Origin of the sequence: Streptomyces litchfieldiae (assembly GCF_031845365.1) — a bacterium.
GTDB lineage: Bacteria > Actinomycetota > Actinomycetes > Streptomycetales > Streptomycetaceae > Streptomyces > Streptomyces litchfieldiae.
In genome coordinates this window covers 244,802-265,737 of the sequence record NZ_JAVREL010000006.1, presented here as the reverse complement: position 1 = coordinate 265,737, position 20,936 = coordinate 244,802, and the positions used below count along the sequence as shown (strand labels likewise).

The window sequence follows — 20,936 nt, the reverse complement described above, 5'->3', positions numbered from 1 at the left end:
TTGACATGGGAACCGGACCGTCCGCCGGCTACGCGGGACTCCGCCGGGTGATTCGGACACTTGAGGAAGAGGGCGCGGACTTCGGGGAGTTGCGCCATGTTCGAGCGGCGGAGTGGGCTGTTCTGGCTCCGGCCGCGTCCGACGACGTCTCGTCCGACCGTCTGGAGGACGTCACCATCCCGGCTTCCGAGCGCCGGCTCCACCGGGAGTCGGAGCACACCTTCCGGGTGCTGGCCGCGGCGGCCGTCGCGCTGTGCCAGGGCTCCGACCAGCTCGGCCGCCCCCTGCTGCTGAGAGGTGCGGGCCGGGCCGATCTGCCGTCGCTGCGCGGCGTGATCCGCGCCGCCGAGTACCAGCGGGCGACGGGGGTGGGCGCTATCTCGGTGGCCTCCGACCACACCCCCAACGGCGCCTCCGGCCACGTCGCGGCGGCCGCGACCGCGCTGGACTTCGCCACCGACCGGGCCCGGTGCCTCGAGCTCATCGGCGTGCCCGACGAGGGCCAGGACAGACCGCCGCTCCTGCTCGGGGCGGCCCTGGAGCCGGACGGCGCGGCGGCCGAGGAGCGGCTCTTCGCCCGCGCCCTCCATCCGGCCGGTACCGCCGTCGACCGTCTGGTGGCCGTCATCGGCTATCTGCGCCTGGCGTTCAAGTCGGCGAACTGGGAGGGCGCCGCGCTGGCGGCGGACGGCTGCCTGCCGCTGACCCGCGGCCTGTCGGCCGGGGCGGTGGCCCGGATCGCCGGCTCCCTCACCGCGTCGGGGTCCCAGGCGTTCGAACTGGAACCGGAGACCTTCCGCCACCCGGCGGACATCCGCGCCTTCCTGCTCAAGTCCCTGGGGATCCAGGCGACGTTCCGGGAGCTGCACGACGACGCGGTGCGGCTCTTCCGCGCGATGCGGGACACCCGGGACCCGATCTCGCCGGAGCTGGTGGCGCAGTCCCACCTCTACAGCGCGCTCACCCTTGTGAAGCGCCGGAACGCCGTCGCCGAGGCCGTCAAGGAGGTGGAGCAGGGCCTGGCCACGCTGCCGGAGGCGCGAGGTGAGTCCGACACCCTGCGGCGCGAGCGGGGCTGGCTGCACAACCTCCGGGGACTCACTCATGTCGTCCAGCGGGACCTGCTGGCCGCGTTGCGCCACGAGAAGGCGGCCTGGTCCTGTCTGGAGGGGCTGACCGACGCCAGCTCGGTGCATCTGCGGGTGAACCTCATCTCCAACATCAGCGTGCTCCAGGAGCGGGCGGGCAAGCACGCCCAGGCGCTGCGCACCTGGGAGAAGTTCGCCGGTTCCGGCTTCACCGACGACGCGAAGTTCGTCAAGCACCACAGCTACCGCGCCGGGGGGCTCACCCTCGCCCACGGCGACCGGGAGGAGGGCGAGGCGCTGCTGCGGCGATCGCTCGCCCGCTGCGACGAACTCGCCGACGACTTCCACACCTTCGAGATCGCCGCCGAGCTGGCGACGCTGCGGCTGGACCGGGGCGACGCACCGCGGGCGAGCGCCTACTTCGACCAGGCGGCGACCGCGGCCGGCGCGCTCGGTGACCCGTACCGCACCGCGCTGGCGCGGGTCGGCGGCGCGGTCGCGGCCGGCCGCACCCCCGCGCCCGCCGTGGCGGAACTGGCGTTGCGCAGCGCCTCCAACGCCCGCCGCGCCCAGGATCTCGCCAAGCGCCTGCGCGGCGGGGGCGCGGATGAGCTCCGCGCCTCGCTGCCGACGGTGCGCACCAAGCTCAACCGGCCCTTCGACCTGGTGAATTACTGATGTCGGGTAATGAGCGTCCCGCCTGGCGCCTGGTTCCCCGGCTTTTGCTGCGCCGGGCCGGCTTCGGGTTCGACCTGCTGGAGCCGGTCGCCGACGCGCGGGTCCTCGACCGGGCGGCGGCGTACCGGGCGGCGTCGCACCAGTACGAGCGGGCGCGTGACGAGCTGCTGCACCGCCAACTGCCCTCCGCCGTCGCCGAAGCGCGCGCGGCCGGTGACCGCAAGCGCCTGCAGGAGCTGTCCGCGCTGCGGTCCGCGGCCGGGCGCAGGCGGCCGGTCACCGTCACCGCCGGCGTCGCCGGCCACGCGGAGCTCGGCGCGGCCGTGGCGGCCTGCGCGCGCGCCTGGGAGGGCCGTGCCGCGTCGGCCGAAGCGCTCGCCGACGCGGTGCTGGAGGAGCAGGCCGGGCGCGCGGGGCGGCTGCGCGGGCTCCTGGATTCCCAGGTCTTGGACGCGATGCTCCAGCTCGCGCCGTCGTTCTTCGACCGCGCGACCCGGTGGGCCGCGGATCAGCGCGACGGAACGGGCGCCCGGGAGCGTGCCATGATGCGCCGCCTCCACCTGTATCTCCAGCGCTTCGCCGCGAAGAACGAGACCACCAGCTTCTTCGGCCCCCTGGTGCACGGGCTGGTCGATCCGGAGCGGAGCGGCGTGCGGCTCGGTGCGGACACCCCCGGCGGGGTCCTGCGCACCCGGGCGTTCCTCTCCTTCTGGGCGGTGGACGCGCTCGCGCGGCGGCTGGCCGACGACCGCCGGGTGGGGCCCCGGGTGCCCGTGACGTGGGTGGCCGCGACGCGCCTGGAGGACGGCGTGCTGACGCTGCCCGCCGGCCGCCGGGTCAGGCTGACGCCGCCGCTCGCCCGGCTCGCCGCGCGCGTCAACGGGTCCGCCTCCGCCGCCGACCTGTGCGAGGCGCTGGGCCAGTCCGAGGGGGAGACCGACGAACAACTGGCCGTTCTGGAGCGGTTGGGGGCCGTGCGCCGGTGGCCCGAGCCGTCGTCGACGTGCGTGGAGCCCCTGGAGGAGCTGCTCGCCTTCGCCGACCGCCACGCCACCGGGACCGACTGGCCGGCGCGGCTGCGGGACCTGCGCTCCCACGTGGAGCGCTACGGCGCCGCGACCGGGCCCGTTCGGCGCCGCGCCGCGCTGGCCGAGTTGGAGCGCGAGTTCACCGACCTCGCGGACGCCCCGGCGCGGCGCTCCGGCGGGCGGATGTACGCCGACCGCATGACGGCCTACATCGACTGCGAGGGCGACCTCGGCCCGGTGCGTCTCGGCGGCCGGGAGGCGGAGTGGATCGCCCGGGAGCTCTCCCCCGTCCTCGACTTCGACGCGCGCTACGGGGAGGAGCTGCACCGGGCGTACCAGGCGCTCGCCGCCTCGGTGCTGGACGCGTCGGGGGCGGGCCGGATGCGGTACGACACGTTCGTCCGGCGCGTCGGCGAGGCGGCGTCCACCGGCGGCCTGGCCCCGTACACGAGCGGCGCGGAGAAGCTGCGCCGGGAGCTGTCCGAGCTGGTGCGCGCCCGTCTCCGGGGAAACGAGGCCACGCTCACCCCGGAGGAGCTGCGCGAGCTGGGCACGCCGGACGAGCGTCCGCGCTTCGCGAGCCCCGACGTGCTGCTCCGGCAGACCTCCGAGGGGCTGACGCTGGTGCTCGGCGAGGTCCATCCGTATGTGTTCGCGTGGGGATCCCAGGGGCTGTTCTGCGCCGATCCCGACGGCCTGCTGCGGGACTTCGAGGCCGACCTGAGCCCGTGGGGCGGCCGGGCGGCGATGGCCACGGTGCTCCGCCGCCGCGCGCACAAGGGCCTGGTGACCACGGCGTTCCCGGGCCGCTTCGTGGAGGTCACCGCCCGGGCCGGGGTCGGCGACGACCGCAGGGTGGCGATCACCGACCTGTGGGTGGAACGCGCCGCCGACGGCCGGATCGTGCTCCGGGACCGGGGCGGCGAACTCGTGCTCTACGCCGGCGAGAACGACCACCCGCACCTCGCCGCGTTCGCGCCGCCGCCCACCGTGCGCATGCCGGTGGTCCGCTTCGGCGACCGGGCCCCGCGGATCACCGTGGGGAAGCTGATCGCTCAGCGCGCCCGCTGGTGGCTCCCGGTCACCGAGATCGTGCGGCGCGGCTGCACGCCCTCCGCCGCCGACTCGTTCGTGCGCGTCCAGGAGTTGAGGGCGGTGCTGGGCCTGCCGCGGTGGGTCTACGCGCACATCGGCTCCGAGCCCAAGCCGATCTGCGTCGACCTGGACGCGCCGCTGGCCGTGGAGGTGCTCCTCTCGCTCGCCGCCTCGGCCGGCGAGGAGCCGGTGACGCTGGTGGAGATGCTGCCGGAACCGGGCGCGCTGTGGCTGCGCAAGCAGAACCGCCCGACCACCTCCGAGCTGCGGCTCGCGCTCATCCGGACGAGCGCATGACGGACACACGCTGGGCCCTGCTGCCGACGCTCGTCGTCCGGTCCGCCGGCTTCCGCTGGGAGCTGCTGGACAGCCTCCGCTGGCGGCGCACGGTGCTCGCCGCGGACGAGGCCGCCCGGCTGGAGGCCCGGCTCCAGGCGCTGCGGAACGAAGCGCCCGCGGCGGCCACCACGCGCCTCACGCGCGGGCAGGCGGCGCGCCTGCGCAACCTGCGCCCGTTCGACGACAACGCGCCGTTCCTCCCCGAGTGGACGCGCGCCTGGAACGAACTCGCCCGCCGGCTCGCCGATGTGCGCGACGCCCTCGCCGCCGCCGAGGACGCGGACCGGCGCGACGCCGACGCGGCGCTGGCCGCGGTGGTGGCCGACCAACGGTTCCGCGACGCGCTGGTCTGCTCCCACCCCGGCGTCTACCGGGACCTCGGCCCGGCCGGCGGCGGCCGGCCCGGCCTGCGGATGTCCCGTCAACTCGCCTCGTACATCCAGCGCTTCGCCGCCAAGTGCGAGACCATGAGCTTCTTCGGCCCCATCAACTACGCCCGCGTCGACGCGGCGCGGCCCGCCGCCGACCCGGAGTGGAGCGGAGCGGAGCGGTGCCCGCACCGCCGCGCGTACGCCGCCGCCTGGGTCTGGGACGCGCTGCGCGCCCGCGTGCTGGCCGACCCCGGGCAACTGGGCGGCCTGGTGCCCCGCCGGAAGACGCTGCGCCGGGCCGCCGCCGTCGTGCGGCACGACGAGGAGACCCGCCGCGTGCACGCCGAGGCCGACGGCCGTCGCACGCTCCGCGAGATCGCCGACGCCACCGGGCTCGACCCGGCCGCCGCGGCGCGCGGCCTGGCGGGCGGCGTGGCCCGGGGCGTCCTGGCCTGCGACGCGCTGCCGGACGACGTGGACCCCGATCCGGTGCGACGCCTGCTCGACGTGGCGCCGGACGGGCCCGTCCGGTCGGTGGCGGCCCTGCTCGACCGCTACCCGGCCGCCGCGCCGGACGACAAGCTGGTGTCCCTGGCGGAGCTGCCCGGACTCGTCGGCGCCGCCGGCCACGCGCCCCCGGACGGCCGCCGCGGCAAGTTCTACAACGACCGCTCCCCCATCCACGAGGCGGCGGCGGGCGATCTGCGGCTCACCGTGGGCGGCGCGCTCGCCCACGACCTGGCCACCCGTGTCCCGGCCGCGATCGACCTGCTCGCGCACGCCGCACAGCGCACCCGGCGCCTGGCCAACGGGGTGCTGGCCCGGTCGCTGGGCAGCGGCCGGTTCCCGCTGACCCAAGTCCTCCGGGACTGCGCCGCGTTGGCGCTGCCCACGGACCCGTGGCTGACCGAGCTGGTGGCCGGGGCGGTCGCCGCCGCGCCGGACCGGGACGAGATCGACCTCGCGGCGTTCGCGAAGCCCGCCCCGGGCGCGGAAGGGTCCGCGCTGCCGGTGCTGTGTTCCGTCGACGTGCTGGTCGCCACCGGCCGGCTGCGCGACTACGAGGAGGCGACGACGCGGCTCGTCATCGGCGATGTGCACGACGCGCCGTTGCTCACACCGTGGGCCCTCCAGTTCCACCCGCGCGCCGGCGAACTGCTGGCCGAGCGCGACCGGGCCATCGAACGCGCCCTCGGCGGCGTGCGCGCGGTGAGCGTCGTGGCGCGGCGCACCACGGGCCTGCCGCCCCTGCGCTTCCCCGGCCTGCTCCTCGAACTCGGCGCGGCCAGCGGCGACGGGGAGCGGGTGCGGCTCGACGAGCTGTATGTGGAGAGCGACGGCGAGGCCGCCCGGCTGCGGGCCGTCGGCGTCCCGGGCGAGCTCCACTTCCACAATGGCGAACTCGACAGCGCCGTGCACACCGCGCTGGCGCTGCCCAGGGTGCGGCCCCCGGCGCTGCCGGACGTGCCCCGCCTGCCCCGGCTGCTGGTGGGCAACGTCGTGCTGTCCAGGCGCCGTTGGCGGCTGCGCGCCGAAGACCTCGGCCCGTTTCTGCGCGCCGGTGACCAGGCCGGGCGCCTGCTGGCCCTGCGGGCGCTGGTCCGCGGCGCCGGCATCCCGGACACGTTCTTCGCCAAGGCGGCACACGAGCGCAAGCCGATCTATGTCGACACGGCCGGCCCTCTGCTCGTGGACGGCCTCGCCCGGCTCGCCCGGGGGGCCGCGCGGCTGACCGCGACGGAGGTGCTGCCGCGCCCCGACGACCTCTGGCTGCGGGACAGCCGCGGCCGGTACGCCGCCGAGCTGCGCTGCGTCTACCTCAAGGAGGGCGCCGAGACATGACGGGCCCCGTGCTGCTGATTCCGCCCGCGCTGGATCCGACCCAGAGCTTCGAAGCGCCGCCCGGCCACCGGGCCGTCGACCTCAACCTCGCCTTCTGGCGGCGGCTGTGCGCGCCGACGGCGGTGCGGGCGCTCGGCGCGGAGCTGGACGTGCCCGAGGGGGGCGACGGAATCCGGTGTTTGCTGGCGCTCGCGGCCGCCGACGCGCTCGGCGAGCCCGCCTGGTCCGCCGCGCATCTGCTCGGGCTCGCGGCGGCGGCGCGCGTCCGGGGCGGCGACGACCCGGCCCTGACCGTCGTCGTCGACGACATCCACCTGACGGCCGGGAGCACCCAGTCCAGCGCGGATGTGGCGCGTGCGGCGGTCGGCAGCCGGCTGATGCTGCCCGAGATCGAGCGCGGCGCCGCGCTGCTGACCACGGAGCCCGGGGCGCGCGTCCTGCTGCACGCCGATCAGCAACTGCCCGCCGTCTTCGGCATGGTGAGCAGGGCGCCCGGCGTGCAGGCGACCGTGGTCGGCCCGTTCGCCCGGGCGCACGCCGCGGCGCTGCGGCGCGTGCCCGCGCTGGCGGCGGCGCGCGTCCTCCCGGCGGAACCCGGCGCGGCGCGCGCCCGGATCGGCGGTGTGCTCGGCGCGAACGGCGGCACGGCGGGCGGCACCGCCTGGGTCACGCGTGCCCCGGAGTCCCCACCGACCGGGCCGTGGGCCGGCTGGCTGGACGCCGCCGACGCGGCCGCGCTGGACGGCGGCCAACTGGCGCGGTGCACGGGCCTGGTGGTGACCGTCGCCCGGCTGGACTCGTGGGCCGAGGCGCGGGGTGCCGACGGGTCACCGCATGACCTGACGGCCGTGCTCCCGCCGCTCGCCCGCCGGGTGCCCGTCGCCCTCGACCTGCTGGCCGGCGCGCCCGGCGTCCCACCCGACCACATCGCGCACGTGGCGGAACGAGCCACCGGCGTCCGGATCGCGGGCTGCCGTCCGTTCCGCCTCGCCGCCGGCCCCCCGGTGCGGCGCTGGGCGGGGATCCCGGTGAGCGCGCGGCCACGTCCGGACCACGACCTGGCCCGCTGGGCCGAAGGACCGGCGGACTCCGCCGCAACAGCGGCGGAGTTGCTCGGCCAACTGGCCGTGCGCCACGCCCTGTTCCCCGGGCGGCTGGCGGCGGCCCTCTTCGCCACGGACGACGCGCCCCGCGTGACCGGGCGGCGGGTGTGGAACCCCGCGGTGCGACAGGTGCGCAGCACGCACGCGGCGCCGCCCGGCGCCGCGCCCGGCGATTTCCTGGTGAACCTCCGCACCGGGCGGATGGACCGCGTCGGCCGGCCGATGGCCGTGCTGTGCGACGCGCTCCGGCGCGGCGGGGCGAGCGCCGAGACGGCGCTGCGGCGGCTCCCCGAGGCCCGGCGCGCAGCGCTGCTGCGCACGCTCACCGCGGCCGGAGTCCTTCTCACCCCCAAGGGGGCGGCGCATGCGGCGTGACTGGACCATCGGCCCGGTGTTCGTACTGCGGCACGCGGGCATGCCGTTCGACTGGCTGGAGGGCCTGGGCGCCGGCGCCGACGTGCTCGCCGCGGCCCGGGACGTGCTCGACCGCGGCGACGAACTGCTGGCCGCGACCGCCTCCGCCGGCAAGCTGTCCCGGCGGGTCGGCGAGGCCGTGCGGCGGCTGGCCCCCGACTTGCTGCCCGTTGGGCCCGGCGCCCCGTGGCGGCCGGCGGCCGACCGGTGGCGGGACGCCGCGGACCGGTATCTGGCGTGCTTCGACGCCGCTCAGCGGGAGGCGTCCGACGGCCTGGCCGCGCTGCTCGACCGCCCGGAGGTGCGGGAGGCGGTCTTCCTGTCCAACCCGAGCGTGTACCGCAACATGCTGCTCCCGTTCCTCGCCCGCACCGCTCCGCTCAACGCCGCGCGCCGGCGCGCCCGCCGGCAGCTCTACACATACGTGCAGCGTTTCTGCGCCAAGAACGAGACCGTCAGCTTCTTCGGGCCGATGGCCTACGGCCGGGTGGTGCCCGGCGACCGCGCGGTGCTGCGCACCGATCTGCCGCGCCGCCGCGCCGTGTTCCTCTCCTCCTGGGCGGCGCGGGAGATCGCCCGCGCGGTCGCGGCCGACCGGCGGCTCCGCGCGTTCCTGCCGTTCCGCCCCACCGGGCGGCCGGGCGGCGACCGCGCGGACCGCGAGCTGCTGGCCGCGCTGCCCGCGCGGGGCGCGGCGCTGCGCGCGATCGCGTCCGCCTCCGGCACTCCGGTCCGGGAGGTCGCCGAGCGGCTGGCCCGGCTCGTCGAGCGGGGCGTGGTGGAGTTCGGCGTGGCCGCGGCGCCGTACGACCTGGATCCGCTGCGCACGATGAGCGAGACCCTGGGCGAACTGCCCGCGTCGGCCGCCCGCGACGCCTGGCTGTCGGCGCTCGCCCGGCTTCGCGCGCTGCTCGCCGAGCTGGAACGCACTCCCTTCCCCGAACGCATCGCGGTCGTCGACCGGCTCGAGGCCGCCTTCACCGCGGCGACCGGACAGCCCGCCCGGCGCGGCGGCGGCGCCGTGTACGCGGATCGGGCCGTCTTCTACGAGGAGTGCTCGTCGCCGTTCGCCCTGACGCTGGGCGAGGAGATCGTCGAACGCTGGCAGCGTGCCCTGACCGCCGCGCTGGAGCTCTCCGCCGCCCATGGCGCGCGGGCGCAGGAGGCGGCGCGGGCGAGGGTCGTCGACTGCCTCGGCACGGGCGCCGAACTCGCCTTCCGCGCCTACGCGGAACGGCTGCTGCCCGCGTTCGACCCGGGAGGCAGCCGGTTCACGAGCGACCATGTGCCGGCCTACCCGGCGCCCGACGCGGCACGGCACATCGAGGCGCTGCTGGCGGCCGCGGCACGCCTGCCGGGTGACCGCTTCGCGCTGGTCGACCTCTGTCCCGCCGCCTCGCGACCATCCGAACTCGCCGGCGCGGAGCTCATCGTCAGCCGCTGCCACCACCACCTGCTCACCGACGGCTGGCTGGCGACCATGGCGGCCGACCGAGCGGAGTTCGGCCGGGCCGCCGCCGCCTGGATCGCGCGGCGCCCGCATCTGGTGGGCCTGGACTCCGGCCGGCGCAACAAGGGTTACTACCTGTTCCCCGGGCGGCGCCTGGCGCTGCGCGCGGCCTCGCACGCCGACGCCGACGGCGTGCTCTGGCCGGAGGAGATCACGGTGGCCGTCTCCGCGCCGGACCGGACACTTGGCGCCCATGGCCCGGACGGCGGTGCCGTGACGCTCTACATCCCCCTCAGCGATCACACCAAGTACCCGCCGTACGCCGCCCTGTCCGAGCCGCAGGTGGCGCACGCGACGTTCGAGCCCGACAAGCGGCGGCCGGGCGAGACCGCGGCCACGGCGGCCGTCCGGGCCGGCACGGTGGTGTACCAGCGCCGCCGGTGGACGCTCGACGCCGACGCCCTCTCCGCCGGCACGCCCGCGACGCGTTTCCTCGCGCTGCGCCGGTTCGCCGCCGAGTCGGGCGCGGGACGGTTCGTGTTCTGCCGCACGGAGCGTGAACGCAAGCCGTACCTGGTCGACCTGGAGTCGGTGCTGGCGGCGGACCTGCTGGCCGGTGTGGCGGGCCACACCGACGTGCTGTCGGCCGAGGAGATGCGGCCCGGCCCCGGCGAGCTGTGGCTGCGGGACGCGGACGGCAGGCGCTACACCTGTGAGTTGCGCGCGCAGGTCATCGGCACCGACCGGACCGGGGAGGAACGATGACCGCGCGCGCCGGCGAACGGCTCTCCCCGCCCCCGCCGACCACGCTGCCCCTGCCGCGGGGCCGGCTGCGCTTCCGGCTCCACCGGCACGCGCTGCTGCGCGGCTCCGGCCTGGACGTGCGTCCGCTCGCGGCCCTCCATGTCGCGACCCCGCACCGCGACGCCCCGGACGCCACCCCGGACGCGGTGGCGCGGGAGCACCAGCAGGCCTTGGCGACCGCGCTGCGGGTGGTGCGCGAGCTGATGGCCCGGCCCCGCGTCCGGCAGGCGGTGGGGATCTCCAACCCGGTCTTCCACGACGTCGCGCTCGCCGAGGGCCGCCCCCTCGTCTCCTCGGTGCCCTACTCCGCGCTCAACGGGCGGGGCCGGCGGCAGGTCAGGACCGCGCACCGGTACATCCGGCGGCTGCTCGCGAAGACGGAGACCAACTCCTACTTCGGCCCGACCCTCGCCCTCACCTGGGACGACCGCGTCGACGAGGGAGTGCGCGTGGCGGCGGCCGGCCCGGAGCGGTGCGTTCTCGGCATCAGCCACTGGGTCACCACCGAGATCGCCCGGCGCCTGCGCCGTGAACTGCCCGCCGCCGAACGGGCCTGGCGGCGGGATCCCCTCTGGCTCTGTTCCGGTACGGAGCTGAGCTGCGCGATGACCGGCCGCCGGATTCCGCTCACCGCCGCCGCGACGGCCGTCTGGGAGGCGCTGGCGACGCCGCGTTGCCCGCGCGAGCTCGCCGCCGTCTCCGGGCTGGCCCCGGCCGCGACCAGCGCGGCGCTGCTGCTGATCGCCCCCGCCCTGCGGCCGTGGCCGGAGCCGCCGGCCACCCTGGTCGACGGACTGGCGTGGCTGGAGCGCACCTTCCCGGGCCGGCCGCTGGTGGCGGAGCTGGCCCAACTGGTCGCCCGCGCCACGCCCGACGCCGACCCGCTGGCGGTGCGCGCCGACATCCGCGCGGCCGTCGCCGGGGCGGGGCTGGCCACCTCCCGGGCGAGCGGGCAGCACTACGCGGACCGCGATGTGATCAGCGAGGACCGGGCGAGCCCGTGGAGCGACCGGCTGTGTTTCGGCGCCCCGGCGACGGCCTCCGTGAACCGCGCCCTCGGCCATGGCCTGCCGCTGCTGACGCTGGCCGCGCTGCTGCGGCAGGCGGACGCCCGCGAGGCCGTGCGGCGGCACCTCGCCGGGTCCGCCGTCGGTCTCGTGGAGCTGGCCGGCCGCCGCATCCCCCCGGTCACCCGGCGCGCCGACGCCCTGGCCGCGTGCCTGGACGCGCTGGTGCCGGACGCCGGGACCGGCGAGGTCCGGTGGGACCCGGCCCGTGTCGCGGCGGCGACGGCTCCGCTGTGGGACGGCCTGGAGCCGCTGCCGGACGATCAGTTCGGCTGTCTGCCCGGGGTGGACCTGATGTCGGCGGGCGGCGGTCCGGGCGCCGGTGCCTGGGTGCTGTCGGAGTGCCATGACGACAGCAGCAGCGCGCTGGGGGGCATCACCTCCCGGGTCCAGCCGCCCGGCCGTTTCCCGGAGTTCACGGCGGCCGTGGAGCGGTGGCTGGACACCGGCCGGCTGGCCACGATCGTGGGGAGGCGGCGCAGCCGGCACATCACCCCCGAGCTGCCCGGGCTGGCGATCGAGCTGTCCGGTGTCTCGGCCGCTCCGCGCGAGCGGGTGGCCGCGGCGGCGGAGGTCGAGGTGTCGGCGGACGGCGCGCGCGCCGTGTACCGCGGCCGCCGCTATCAGCTCTACCCGGGAGACGTTCCCGGGCCGCTCTTCGCGGCGCTGTCCCTGCCCTGTGTGACGCCGGTCGCGGTGGGCGCCCGGTCGCCCGTCACGCCCCGCGTCGTTCTGGGTGACCTGGTGCTGCAACGGCGCATGTGGCGCGTGCGGCTGCCCGCGCTGGGCGGGGGCCTGACGGCCTGGCGGACGGCGCGCGCCTGGCAGCGGGAGTGGGGCATGCCGGACCGGGTGTTCCTGCGGCATCCGGCCGAACCCAAGCCGCTGCTCGTCGACTTCGGTGACGCGCTGGCCGTGGAGGACCTCGGCCGCCTGGAACCCACCCGGGTGACGTGCTCGGAAGTCCTGCCCGAACTCTCGGACACCTGGTGGCGGTTGCCCGCACCGCAGCCCGCCGAACTGCGGCTGCCGGTCCTGGTGCGCTGGGAGCCGGGCCCCGGGAGGCGGACATGACGCCGGGGAGCCGCGCCGGAACGCGCGCCGTCGTCTTCGCGGAGACGGCCCAGCGGATCACCCGCGTGCACGCTCCCGGGCAGCCGCCGGGCGAGACCGCGACGGTGCGCCGGGGCATGTGCGTCGAGACGCACAGCGGCCCCGGCGAGCTGCGCCACGTCTTCGCAGACGGCACGTCGCTGCTGGACTCCGCGGTGACGCGCCTGTCGCCGGAAGCCGCGCGCGCCGCCCGGGCGGCGCTGGCCGTCGCGCCCCCGGGGGTTCCGAAGAGCGCGGAGGAGGCGCTGCGGCGCGGGGCCGACGACGGAACGCGCCTCACCTGGGCGCGTTCCTGGCAGCGGGTCGCCGTCGGCAGCCCGGATCAACTCCGCACGGACACCCGGTCGTTGTGCTCCGTCGAGGCCAGCGTGCTCGGAGGGGACGGCGGGGCTCTCGCCTCGGCCGCCGTGCCGTGGGACGCCGCCCGCCCCCGGTCGAGCGCCGAGCGGCTGGCGGAGACCGTCGCGGCGCTGCGGAGGCGTGCCGCGCTGCCCGTCGGCGAACTCCCGGGGCGCGCCTGCCCGGTGGTGCTGGACGCGGGGCAGGCGGGGGCGTTCTTCCACGAGCTGGTCGGCCATCCGCTGGAGGCGGACATCGTCCTGGCGCGCTCCAGCTACCTGGCCCGGCGGCGCGGCGAGATGGTGGCGCCCCCCTGGTTCGGCGTCGTCGACGGCGCGGGCACCGCGGTCGGCGCGATCGGCGGGCAGTGGGACGACGAGGGGTCCCGGGTCCGGCCGTCCCGGATGATCGACGCGGGGCGGGTGGGCGAGCCGCTGTCCGACATCGCCTCGGCGGCCCTGCTCGGCGGCCGGAGTTCGGGCCATGGGCGCCGGCTGGACTACCGGCACTGTGTGCTGCCCCGGATGCGGCACACGGTTGCCGCGGCGCAGGCGGCGTCCGCGACGCCGGTCCTGCCGGACGGGCTCCGGCTCCACCCGCGGGGGCTGCAACTGCGCTGGATGAACCTGCTCACCGGCGACTTCGAGTTCGCCGTCACCGACGCGCTGCTGGTGGCGGACGACGCCCCGGTGTGCCGGACCGGTCCGCTGCGGCTGGCCGGGAACGGGCTGCGGGTCCTCGCCGGGCTGCGGCCCGGCGGCGGGCAGCCCATCGCCTGCGGCGCCCGGGCCACCCGGGGCTGCGGCAAGCTCGACCAGTTCCCGCTGCCCGTCAGCTTCGCCAACAGCACGCTGTGGCTGCCCGCGGAGGTGCTGCGTGTCGATGCCGTCTGAGGCGCTGACGCGCCGCGCGCTCCGCGCCGCGCCCGCCCCCGCCGCGGATGAGTGGCGCGCCACGGCGGCGGTCACGGCCATCCGCCGCCGCGCGCGGTGGCACGCCCGGCTGTCCTCCGATCTGATCCACCTCACGCGTTCCGAGGGCCGGGTCGCCGCGTCCGACCGGCAGGTCCCCCGGCCCGCCGCCGCCCCGGACGGCACCGCGCAGGCCACGCGCCGCCACCTGGCCGCCTTCGACGCGGCCCTCAGCGGGGACGGCGTGGACGGGGAGGACTCGGTGGTGCCCCTTGAATCGGCCCTGATCGTCGCGGAGGAACGCGGCGGTGGGCCGCCGCCCGGGCACGGGCCGGACACGGCTGCCGTGCGGCGGCGGATCTCCATGCTGGTGCGGGTGGAGAGCCCGGCCGGACCGTTGCTGCTCGGCGCCGCCGGTCCCGACGCGGGCACCGTTTGCGCGGCCCAACTCCTCCAGGTCCAGGCCGACTTCGCGGGATCGGCGGCGGCCGGGCGGCCGGCCGCGGGGTGGCGGGACCGCCCGCTGCTGCTGGCTCCGCCCGTCGCCGCGGCGGTGGTGTCGGGCGTGGCGATGGCGCTGGGCTCGCCCGGCGCGGCGCGCCTGGACGGCTGCCGGGTCCTCCCGGATCTCACCCTGGTCGACGAGGCGCCGGAGGTGACCGCCGGACGGGCCGACGACGCGGGCCGGCCCGCCGAACCGCTGACGCTGCTGCACCGCGGCCGGGTGGCGGTGCCGCCGCGCGACCCGGGGACCGGCCTGGTCCTCGGCCGGGCGCGCTGGGACCACGACTCCGCGCGCCTGGTCGGCGAGTCGCCGAGCGGCCTGCGGCTCACCGGGGGGCCCGCCCCCGGCGCGGCCACCGGCCGCCTGGAGCTGCTGCGCTGCGTGGAGGGCCTGCGCCGCTACCACCTGGACGGCCGGCTGCGGGTGGTGTGCCTGGCCCGTGTGCCCGGCGAGGCGGGCTGGTTCCGCGTCGAGCTGACGGCCCGTCCGCTGACGCTGCTGCGGGCGGTCACCGGGGTGTGCCTGCCGGCGGTCGCCACCTGCGCGGGGGACCGCGTCCACACTCCGGCGCTGCTGCTTCCCGCGGCGGCGGCACTGGCTGACCGAGAGAGAGGGGAGATCGATGTCCGTTCGGTATGACCTCGCCGTGGTCGGCGGCGGACTCGTCGGCGCCTGCCTGGCCGAGGAGCTCGCCCGGGGCGGGGCTCGCGTGCTGGTCCTGGACGCCGGTACGACGCCCGGCCACGCCAGCGCGCGGGCCGCGGGGGTGGCGGTGCCCCCGCTGCGGTACGCCGCCGACCGGGAGTTCTTCGACTGGCTCAACGAGGCCGGCGGCACGCTGCGTTCCGACATCGACCGGCTGGGCGCCGCCGGCCACCGCGACCTCACGACCCCGGTGCCGCTGCTGAGGCTGCTGGACCCGGGGCAGCTCGACGCCCATACCGCCGGTGGCGGCCCCTCCCCCGGGGCGCCCCTCACCGCGGCGGAGACCGCCGCGCTGCTGCCCGGGGCCCGGCTGCCCGACGGCCACCATGTCCTGCGCGCCGAAGGTCTGATGGTGGACGGCCCGGCCTACCTGCGGGCCGTGTGCGCGGCGGCGGTCGGCGCCGGAGTCCACTGGTGGCAGGACGCCGAGGTCGGCCTCGTGGAGGAGGGGCCGCCCGGCAGCGGGGTCCTGGTCGCCTGCGCCGACGGGCGCCGCGCCGAGGCGGACCGCGTGGTGCTGGCGGCCGGGGCCTGGACCGGGCTGCTGAGCGCCGGACGCGTACCCGTCGGCCCGCAGCGCGGGCAACTCGCCGTCCTGAACGGCCCGGTGCAACCCCGGTGCGTCCTCTCCTCCCGGCTGTATCTGGCCCCGCTGCCCGCCGGCGGAACGGTGGTGGGGGCCACCGAGGAGGATGTCGGCTTCGACCTGGCGTGCACGGCCGCCGGCATCGCCCGGCTGCTGGCGTTCGCCATCCGTTCCCTGCCCGCCCTGGGCTCGGCCCCGTTGCGCGAGACGCGGGCCGGTCTCCGGCCGGTCTCCGGGACCGGCCGTCCCGTTGTCGGGCGGATTCCCGGCAGCCGGCGGACCTACGTCGCCTCCGGGCACGGCGGCTTCGGCCTGCTCACGGCGCGGGGCACCGCCCGGGGGGCGGCGGCCGGGCTGCTGTGCGCGGACTGGGACGCCCTGCCGCCGGCTTTCTGCCCCACCGAAGGAGACGCATGCGCATCGACCACGTGATCATTGGCTCCCGCACCCTCGTTGAGATCCGTGACCTGCTCCGGGACACTCATGGCTTCGGCCTGGTCGAGGGCTCGGCGCACGAGGACGGCACGAAGGGCTGGCTGGTGCCCTTCGACTCCCCCGACGTGCAGTACCTGGAGGTGCTGGTGCCGGGAGACCAGCGGCAGTTGACCGCCGACGCCTTCGGCACGTACTTCCTGGAGGCGACCGCCGACGGGCCCGCCTTTCTCGGCTGGGCCGTGCACACCGAGGAGATCGAGAAGGACGCGGCGCGGGTGGCGGAGCTGACCGGCGCCGACCCGAAGCTGCTCCAGGGCGAGTCCGTGCGGGCGGATGGCCGCCGTTTCCCCTGGGCGGAGGCGGCGTTCGAGCTCGCCTGGCGCTCCCCGTCCCGGCCGTTCTTCCTGCGCTACGGCAACACCGAGGCCCGCCGGGAGCGCGTCCCCGGCGACCTGGTCCGCGCCGGGCACCGGACCACGCCGCTGGCCTACGCGGGGATCGCCGTGGGCACCGCGGGCCTCGACCTGGCCGCCTGGTGCGGCGGCCACGAACTGCCCGTGACCCAACGCCCGTCCACGCGGGAGTGCGTCGAGGCGGTTCGCATCACCACCGGCGCCGGCACGACCACGCTGGAGCTGCCGTGCTGAGCCCCCGCGCGGTGACACGGCGCGGCCGGACAACGGCGTCGGGGAGGTGGCGCCATGTCTGACGAGGTGTCAACCCGGAAGCCCACGGCCACGGGCGGGCTGCGGGTGCTGCTGCTCTCCGGGAGCCTGCGCTCCGGCTCCCTCAACACGGCGGCGCTGCGCGCCGCGGCCGAACTCCTGGGTGCCTCCGGGCAGGTGGCCGCCGCCGACTGGCTGCGCGTCGACCCGCTGCCGTTCTACAACGCGGACCGGGGCGCGGACGGCGCGGGATTCGCCGAGGTCACCTCCGCGCTGCGGCACGCGGACGGGCTGCTCATCGCGACCCCCGAGTACAACGGCAACCCGCCGGGCTTCCTGCTGAACGCGCTCGACTGGCTCTCCAGCGGACCGGAGGGCGGGCCGCTGCTGGGCCTGTCGGTGGGGACGCTGAGTGCCTCGCCCGGCGCCCGGGGCGGCGCGGACGCCCAGGTGCGGCTGCGGGAGGTCCTGATCCGCTGCGGTGCCCGGGTCACCGGCCGGGTCGTCGCCCTGGACCGCGCGGCTCAACGGCTGGACGCCACGGGCGAGTTCAGCGACGGGGACGCGCGGCGCCGCATCGCCGCCGCGGTGACCCCGCTGCTGGCCGCCTGCCGCGAGACGACGGCGCGGGCCGGGGCGCACCCGTGAGCGTTCGGTGACGGTGGCCGGCGACGGCGCGCCGGAGGAATCGGCGGGCCGGACGACGCGGGCGTGGCTGATCAGGCGCAACCCGGATTTCCGGCGCTTCTGGGCCGGCCAGTCGGTGAGCGCCCTGGGCGACCAGATCACCCGGTTCGCGTTGCCCACCGTGGCCCTGGTCTCGCTGCACGTCTCCCCGTGGACGTTCGGCCTGCTCTCGGTGACCGGCTTCATCTCCTACCCGGTGATCGGCCTGTTCGCCGGGGCCTGGGTGGACCGGCTCTCCCGCCGGCGGGTGCTGATCGGGGCGAACGCCGTGCGGCTGGTGGCGGTCGGCACGGTGCCGCTGGCCGCCGCGAGTGACGCGCTGAGCGTGCCGCTGCTGTTCGGGGTGAGCCTGGTCTCGGGCGCGGCCACGTGTTTCTTCGACGCTGCGTACCAGGCGTATCTGCCGAGCGTGGTGCCCGCCGATGACCTCGCGGCCGGCAACGCGCTGCTGGAGGTCAGCACCTCCACGGCGCAGGTGGCGGGCCCCTCGCTGGCGGGTCTGCTGATCGGGGCGATCGGGGCGGCCTACACCCTGGTCGTCGACGCGGCCTCGTACCTGGTGTCGATCGTGAGCCTGACCCGCATCCGCGGCCGGGAGGAGCCGCCGGCCAAGCGGCGCCGCAGCCTGCTGCCCGAGGTGCGGGAGGGGCTCGTCCTGGTCTGGCGGCATCCGCTGCTGCGCCGCCTGACCACGGCGACGGCGCTGGCCAACGTCGGCCGGGGGCTGGCGCTGGAGATGTTCCTGCTGTTCGCCTACCGGGGGCTCGGCCTGCCGCCGGTGACGGTCGGGCTGATGACGACCGCCGGGAGCGTGGCGGCGCTGGCCGGCGCGATGTTCTGCCGGGCGCTGGCCCGGCGCCTGGGGATCGGCCACACGCTGCTGGTGGCCGGGTTCTGCAAGGGCGTGCCGTGGCTGCTCACACCGCTGGCGCTGATCGGCCCGGCGATCCCGGTCATGATGGCCATCACCTTCGCGTCGGGGTTCTTCATCTCGGTGTGGAACGTCAACACCGTCACTCTCCGCCAGTACATGACCGACACCGATGTCCTCGGCCGGGTCTCCGCGACCGTGCGGACCGTGACGTGGTCGGTCATCCCGCTCACCGGGCTGCTGGGCGGCGGGCTGGCGACGGTGGGCACGGCGCTGTGGGGCAGCCGGGTGGGTCTGGCCGCGGTCCTGGCACTGGGCGGCGCGGTGTGGGCGGGCGCGACGCTGGCCCTGCCGCTGCGGGAGATCGGCCGGGTCCGCGAGTCGGAGGACGCGGTGACGACGTACGGAAGGATCGCCACCCCGCGGCCCCCGCGCGTCTGACGCCCCCGCCGCGGCCGGCCGCGGGACGTGCGGCGTTTAGGCTACGAGGCGTCCGCGCCCCCGCGCGGTCCCCGGAGCCACCGACGAGTCGAGGACACGCATGACCGCAACCACGCCCGGCCCGAACGGGCGCCTCACCGCCTTCCCCGTGCCCGCCCGGAACGGGGAGCGCGTGCCGGCCGTTCTGGTGCTGCCGGGCGGCGCCTATCTCCACCACGCCGACCACGAGGCCGAGCCCGTCGCCCACTGGCTGAACGGGCTCGGCCTGGCCGCGTTCGTCCTGCGCTACCCCATAGCGCCGCACCGGCATCCGGCGGCGCTGGAGGACGCGGTCGCCGCGCTGCGCGCGATACGCGCGGACGCGCCGGGCCTGGGCGTCGACCCGGACCGGGTGGCGGTGCTCGGCTTCTCGGCCGGCGGCCACCTGGCCGCCTCGCTGGCCAGCGCCCCCGGCGTGGCGACGGGTGACCGGCCCGCGCTGGCCGTGCTCTGCTACCCGGTCATCTCCTTCAGCCACCTGCCGCACCTGGACTCGCTCGCCGCGCTGCTGGGCCCCGAGTCGACGACGGCCGAACGCCGCGCCGCGTCCCGGGAGTTGGCCGTGGGCCAAGGCGCACCGCCGGTCTTCCTGTGGCACACCGCCGATGACGGGGCGGTGGACGTCTCGCACGCGCTGCGCTACGCCGGCGCGCTCACCGAGGCCGGCGTACCGGTGGAACTGCACGTCCTCCCGCACGGCCGGCACGGCGTCGGCCTCGCCACGGAGGACCCGGAGCTGTCCCGCTGGACCGACTGGTGCGCCGCGTGGTTCCGGTCGCACGGCTGGCGCTGACGGCACGACGGGTCCGGCCGGTTGAGCCGCGCCAGGAGGTCACCGACGCGCGGGGACGGCGGCCAGAAGTGCCGGCCAGACCACCGGGTCGGCCACCCGACTGGTGGACCGGCTCGAACGGGAGGGCTACGTGGTTCGCGCGCCCGCCCCGAGCGACCGCCGCCGGGTGCTGGTGACCTGGGTGCCGGACCGGATCGCCCGCGTCACCGCCGTGGGGGACGACCTCGGCCACGTCCGGATGCGCCGTCTGCGGTCCCGGCCGAAGCCCGACTGAGTACGCGTTCGCCGTTCGCCTCCGCCGGAGACCTCAACGGAGACCCTAGGGGGCGGGTGAGGGACGGATCGGGGTGTCCCCGGATCGCGAAGTGGCCCCGGCCTGGGCGATGTTGAAGAGGTGTTCACGAGTCGTCCGGGACAGGGGGAGGAAGCCATGGCCGAATGGGGGCGCGCGGTCCAGGAGTCCGGCACCGGCCGTTCCCACGTGCTGCCGCGGGCCACCGGCGCCGCCTCCGCCATGTACCTGTTCGTGCTGTCCGGGATCGCCACGGTGCTGATCACCCGCGCCTTCCTGGCCCAGGCCGGATACCCCAAGCTGAGCGGGGGCGGCGGCAGTCTGCACATCGCCCACATGCTGTGGGGCGGGCTGCTGATGATGGCGGCGATCCTCCTCACGCTCTGCTTCATCGGACGCGCGGCCCGGTGCCTCGGCGCCCTGGTGGGCGGCGTCGGCTTCGGGCTCTTCATCGACGAGGTCGGCAAGCAGGTCACGGATGAGCCGGGCTACTTCTACCGGCCGGCGGCCGGGATCATCTACGCGACGTTCGCCGCGCTTCTCCTGCTGACCCGCCTGACGCGCCGGCGCACGGCCGAACCCGCGCGCCTCACCGCGGAGCAGCGCACCGCGAACGCCGCGGACCTCGCCCTGACCGCCGTCACGTCGGGACTCACCGCGGAACAGCGGCAGACGGCCCTCCGGCTGGTCGGGGACTCGGCGCGCGACGTCGACCGGGCCCTGGTCCACCTGCTCGCCACCGTGCCGGAACGCGCCCCGGCGGGGCGCCGACGGTCCTGGGCGACCGGCGGCGTGCGCGCGCTGCGGCGGCTGGCGCGCACGCGTGTGGCGGTGGCCCTAGCCTGCCTGTGCGTGCTCACCGAAGCGCTGATGCTCACAGTCTGGATCCCGGTGGACTTCGCCACCGGCGAGCTGGCCGACGACCCCCAAGTGGGCGCCAGCGTAGGGATCCTGCTCAGCGCCGCGGTCTCCACCGCCCTCGCCGTGGCCGGGCTGGCCCGGCTGCGCCGCGACCAGGCGGCCGCGTTCCGGCTGTTCCGGATGGCGCTGCTCACCGATGTCCTGGTCGGGCAGGTCTTCAAGTTCACGGTGAATCAGTTCGCGGCCGTCACCGAGCTCGCCTTCGACCTGGGCGTGCTGTGGGTACTCTCCGTTCATCTGGCGTCGTTCGCCGAGCGGCGCCCCGCCGGGCGGCACCGGCCCCGGATCGCCCGGGCGGCCCCCGGCTGAGCAAGGTGATCATCGCCACTTCCGAAAACGGTTGTCATTTCGCAC

At 76.7% G+C, this 20,936-nt stretch carries 14 protein-coding genes and 1 pseudogene; all 15 read left to right on the top strand.

Translation table 11 applies throughout. From position 1 onward, the window contains the following. The first annotated feature begins 5 nt into the window (after window positions 1–5). Window positions 6–1,766: a hypothetical protein gene (locus tag RM590_RS13470; protein WP_311704750.1), complete on the top strand. Its 1,761-nt coding sequence runs from the start codon at window positions 6–8 to the stop codon at window positions 1,764–1,766. Next, window positions 1,766–4,186: a lantibiotic dehydratase gene (locus RM590_RS13465; RefSeq protein WP_311704749.1), complete on the top strand. Its 2,421-nt coding sequence runs from the start codon at window positions 1,766–1,768 to the stop codon at window positions 4,184–4,186. Before RM590_RS13470 ends, RM590_RS13465 begins: the two co-directional genes overlap by 1 nt. After that, the gene (locus RM590_RS13460; protein ID WP_311704748.1) at window positions 4,183–6,441 is read left to right on the top strand and encodes a hypothetical protein; all 2,259 of its coding nucleotides are present in this window, start codon (window positions 4,183–4,185) and stop codon (window positions 6,439–6,441) included. Before RM590_RS13465 ends, RM590_RS13460 begins: the two co-directional genes overlap by 4 nt. After that, entirely contained in the window at window positions 6,438–7,919 is a 1,482-nt protein-coding gene (locus tag RM590_RS13455; protein ID WP_311704747.1) for a hypothetical protein, read from the top strand. Before RM590_RS13460 ends, RM590_RS13455 begins: the two co-directional genes overlap by 4 nt. Then, a complete protein-coding gene (locus RM590_RS13450) occupies window positions 7,909–10,173 on the top strand; it encodes a lantibiotic dehydratase (RefSeq protein ID WP_311704746.1) in 2,265 nt (754 codons plus the stop codon). The genes RM590_RS13455 and RM590_RS13450 overlap by 11 nt, the downstream gene beginning before the upstream one ends. Further along, window positions 10,170–12,353: a lantibiotic dehydratase gene (locus RM590_RS13445; RefSeq protein WP_311704745.1), complete on the top strand. Its 2,184-nt coding sequence runs from the start codon at window positions 10,170–10,172 to the stop codon at window positions 12,351–12,353. Before RM590_RS13450 ends, RM590_RS13445 begins: the two co-directional genes overlap by 4 nt. Further along, entirely contained in the window at window positions 12,350–13,624 is a 1,275-nt protein-coding gene (locus RM590_RS13440) for a metallopeptidase TldD-related protein (protein WP_311704744.1), read from the top strand. The genes RM590_RS13445 and RM590_RS13440 overlap by 4 nt, the downstream gene beginning before the upstream one ends. Beyond that, window positions 13,608–14,786, top strand: coding sequence for a hypothetical protein (locus RM590_RS13435; RefSeq protein WP_311704743.1), 1,179 nt, complete (start codon window positions 13,608–13,610; stop codon window positions 14,784–14,786). The genes RM590_RS13440 and RM590_RS13435 overlap by 17 nt, the downstream gene beginning before the upstream one ends. Continuing rightward, the gene (locus RM590_RS13430) at window positions 14,770–15,870 is read left to right on the top strand and encodes an NAD(P)/FAD-dependent oxidoreductase (RefSeq protein ID WP_311704742.1); all 1,101 of its coding nucleotides are present in this window, start codon (window positions 14,770–14,772) and stop codon (window positions 15,868–15,870) included. Before RM590_RS13435 ends, RM590_RS13430 begins: the two co-directional genes overlap by 17 nt. Beyond that, a complete protein-coding gene (locus RM590_RS13425; RefSeq protein WP_311704741.1) occupies window positions 15,852–16,520 on the top strand; it encodes a VOC family protein in 669 nt (222 codons plus the stop codon). Before RM590_RS13430 ends, RM590_RS13425 begins: the two co-directional genes overlap by 19 nt. A 54-nt stretch (window positions 16,521–16,574) precedes the next feature. Further along, window positions 16,575–17,186 carry an NADPH-dependent FMN reductase gene (locus tag RM590_RS13420; RefSeq protein WP_311704740.1) on the top strand — a complete coding sequence of 204 codons (612 nt, stop codon included), beginning with the start codon at window positions 16,575–16,577 and terminating at the stop codon, window positions 17,184–17,186. 7 nt (window positions 17,187–17,193) lie between these two features. Beyond that, window positions 17,194–18,537: an MFS transporter gene (locus RM590_RS13415; protein WP_311704739.1), complete on the top strand. Its 1,344-nt coding sequence runs from the start codon at window positions 17,194–17,196 to the stop codon at window positions 18,535–18,537. A 100-nt stretch (window positions 18,538–18,637) separates the two neighbouring features. Continuing rightward, window positions 18,638–19,369 (top strand): alpha/beta hydrolase, encoded by a 732-nt coding sequence (locus RM590_RS13410; RefSeq protein WP_311704738.1) that lies wholly within the window; start codon window positions 18,638–18,640, stop codon window positions 19,367–19,369. Window positions 19,370–19,412: 43 nt separating this feature from the next. After that, a pseudogene (locus tag RM590_RS13405) lies at window positions 19,413–19,643 on the top strand (MarR family transcriptional regulator); the annotation flags it as partial. Between the two features lie 156 nt (window positions 19,644–19,799). Beyond that, on the top strand, window positions 19,800–20,891 hold the full coding sequence (locus tag RM590_RS13400) for a hypothetical protein (RefSeq protein WP_311704737.1): 1,092 nt from the start codon (window positions 19,800–19,802) through the stop codon (window positions 20,889–20,891). Window positions 20,892–20,936 lie beyond the last annotated feature (45 nt).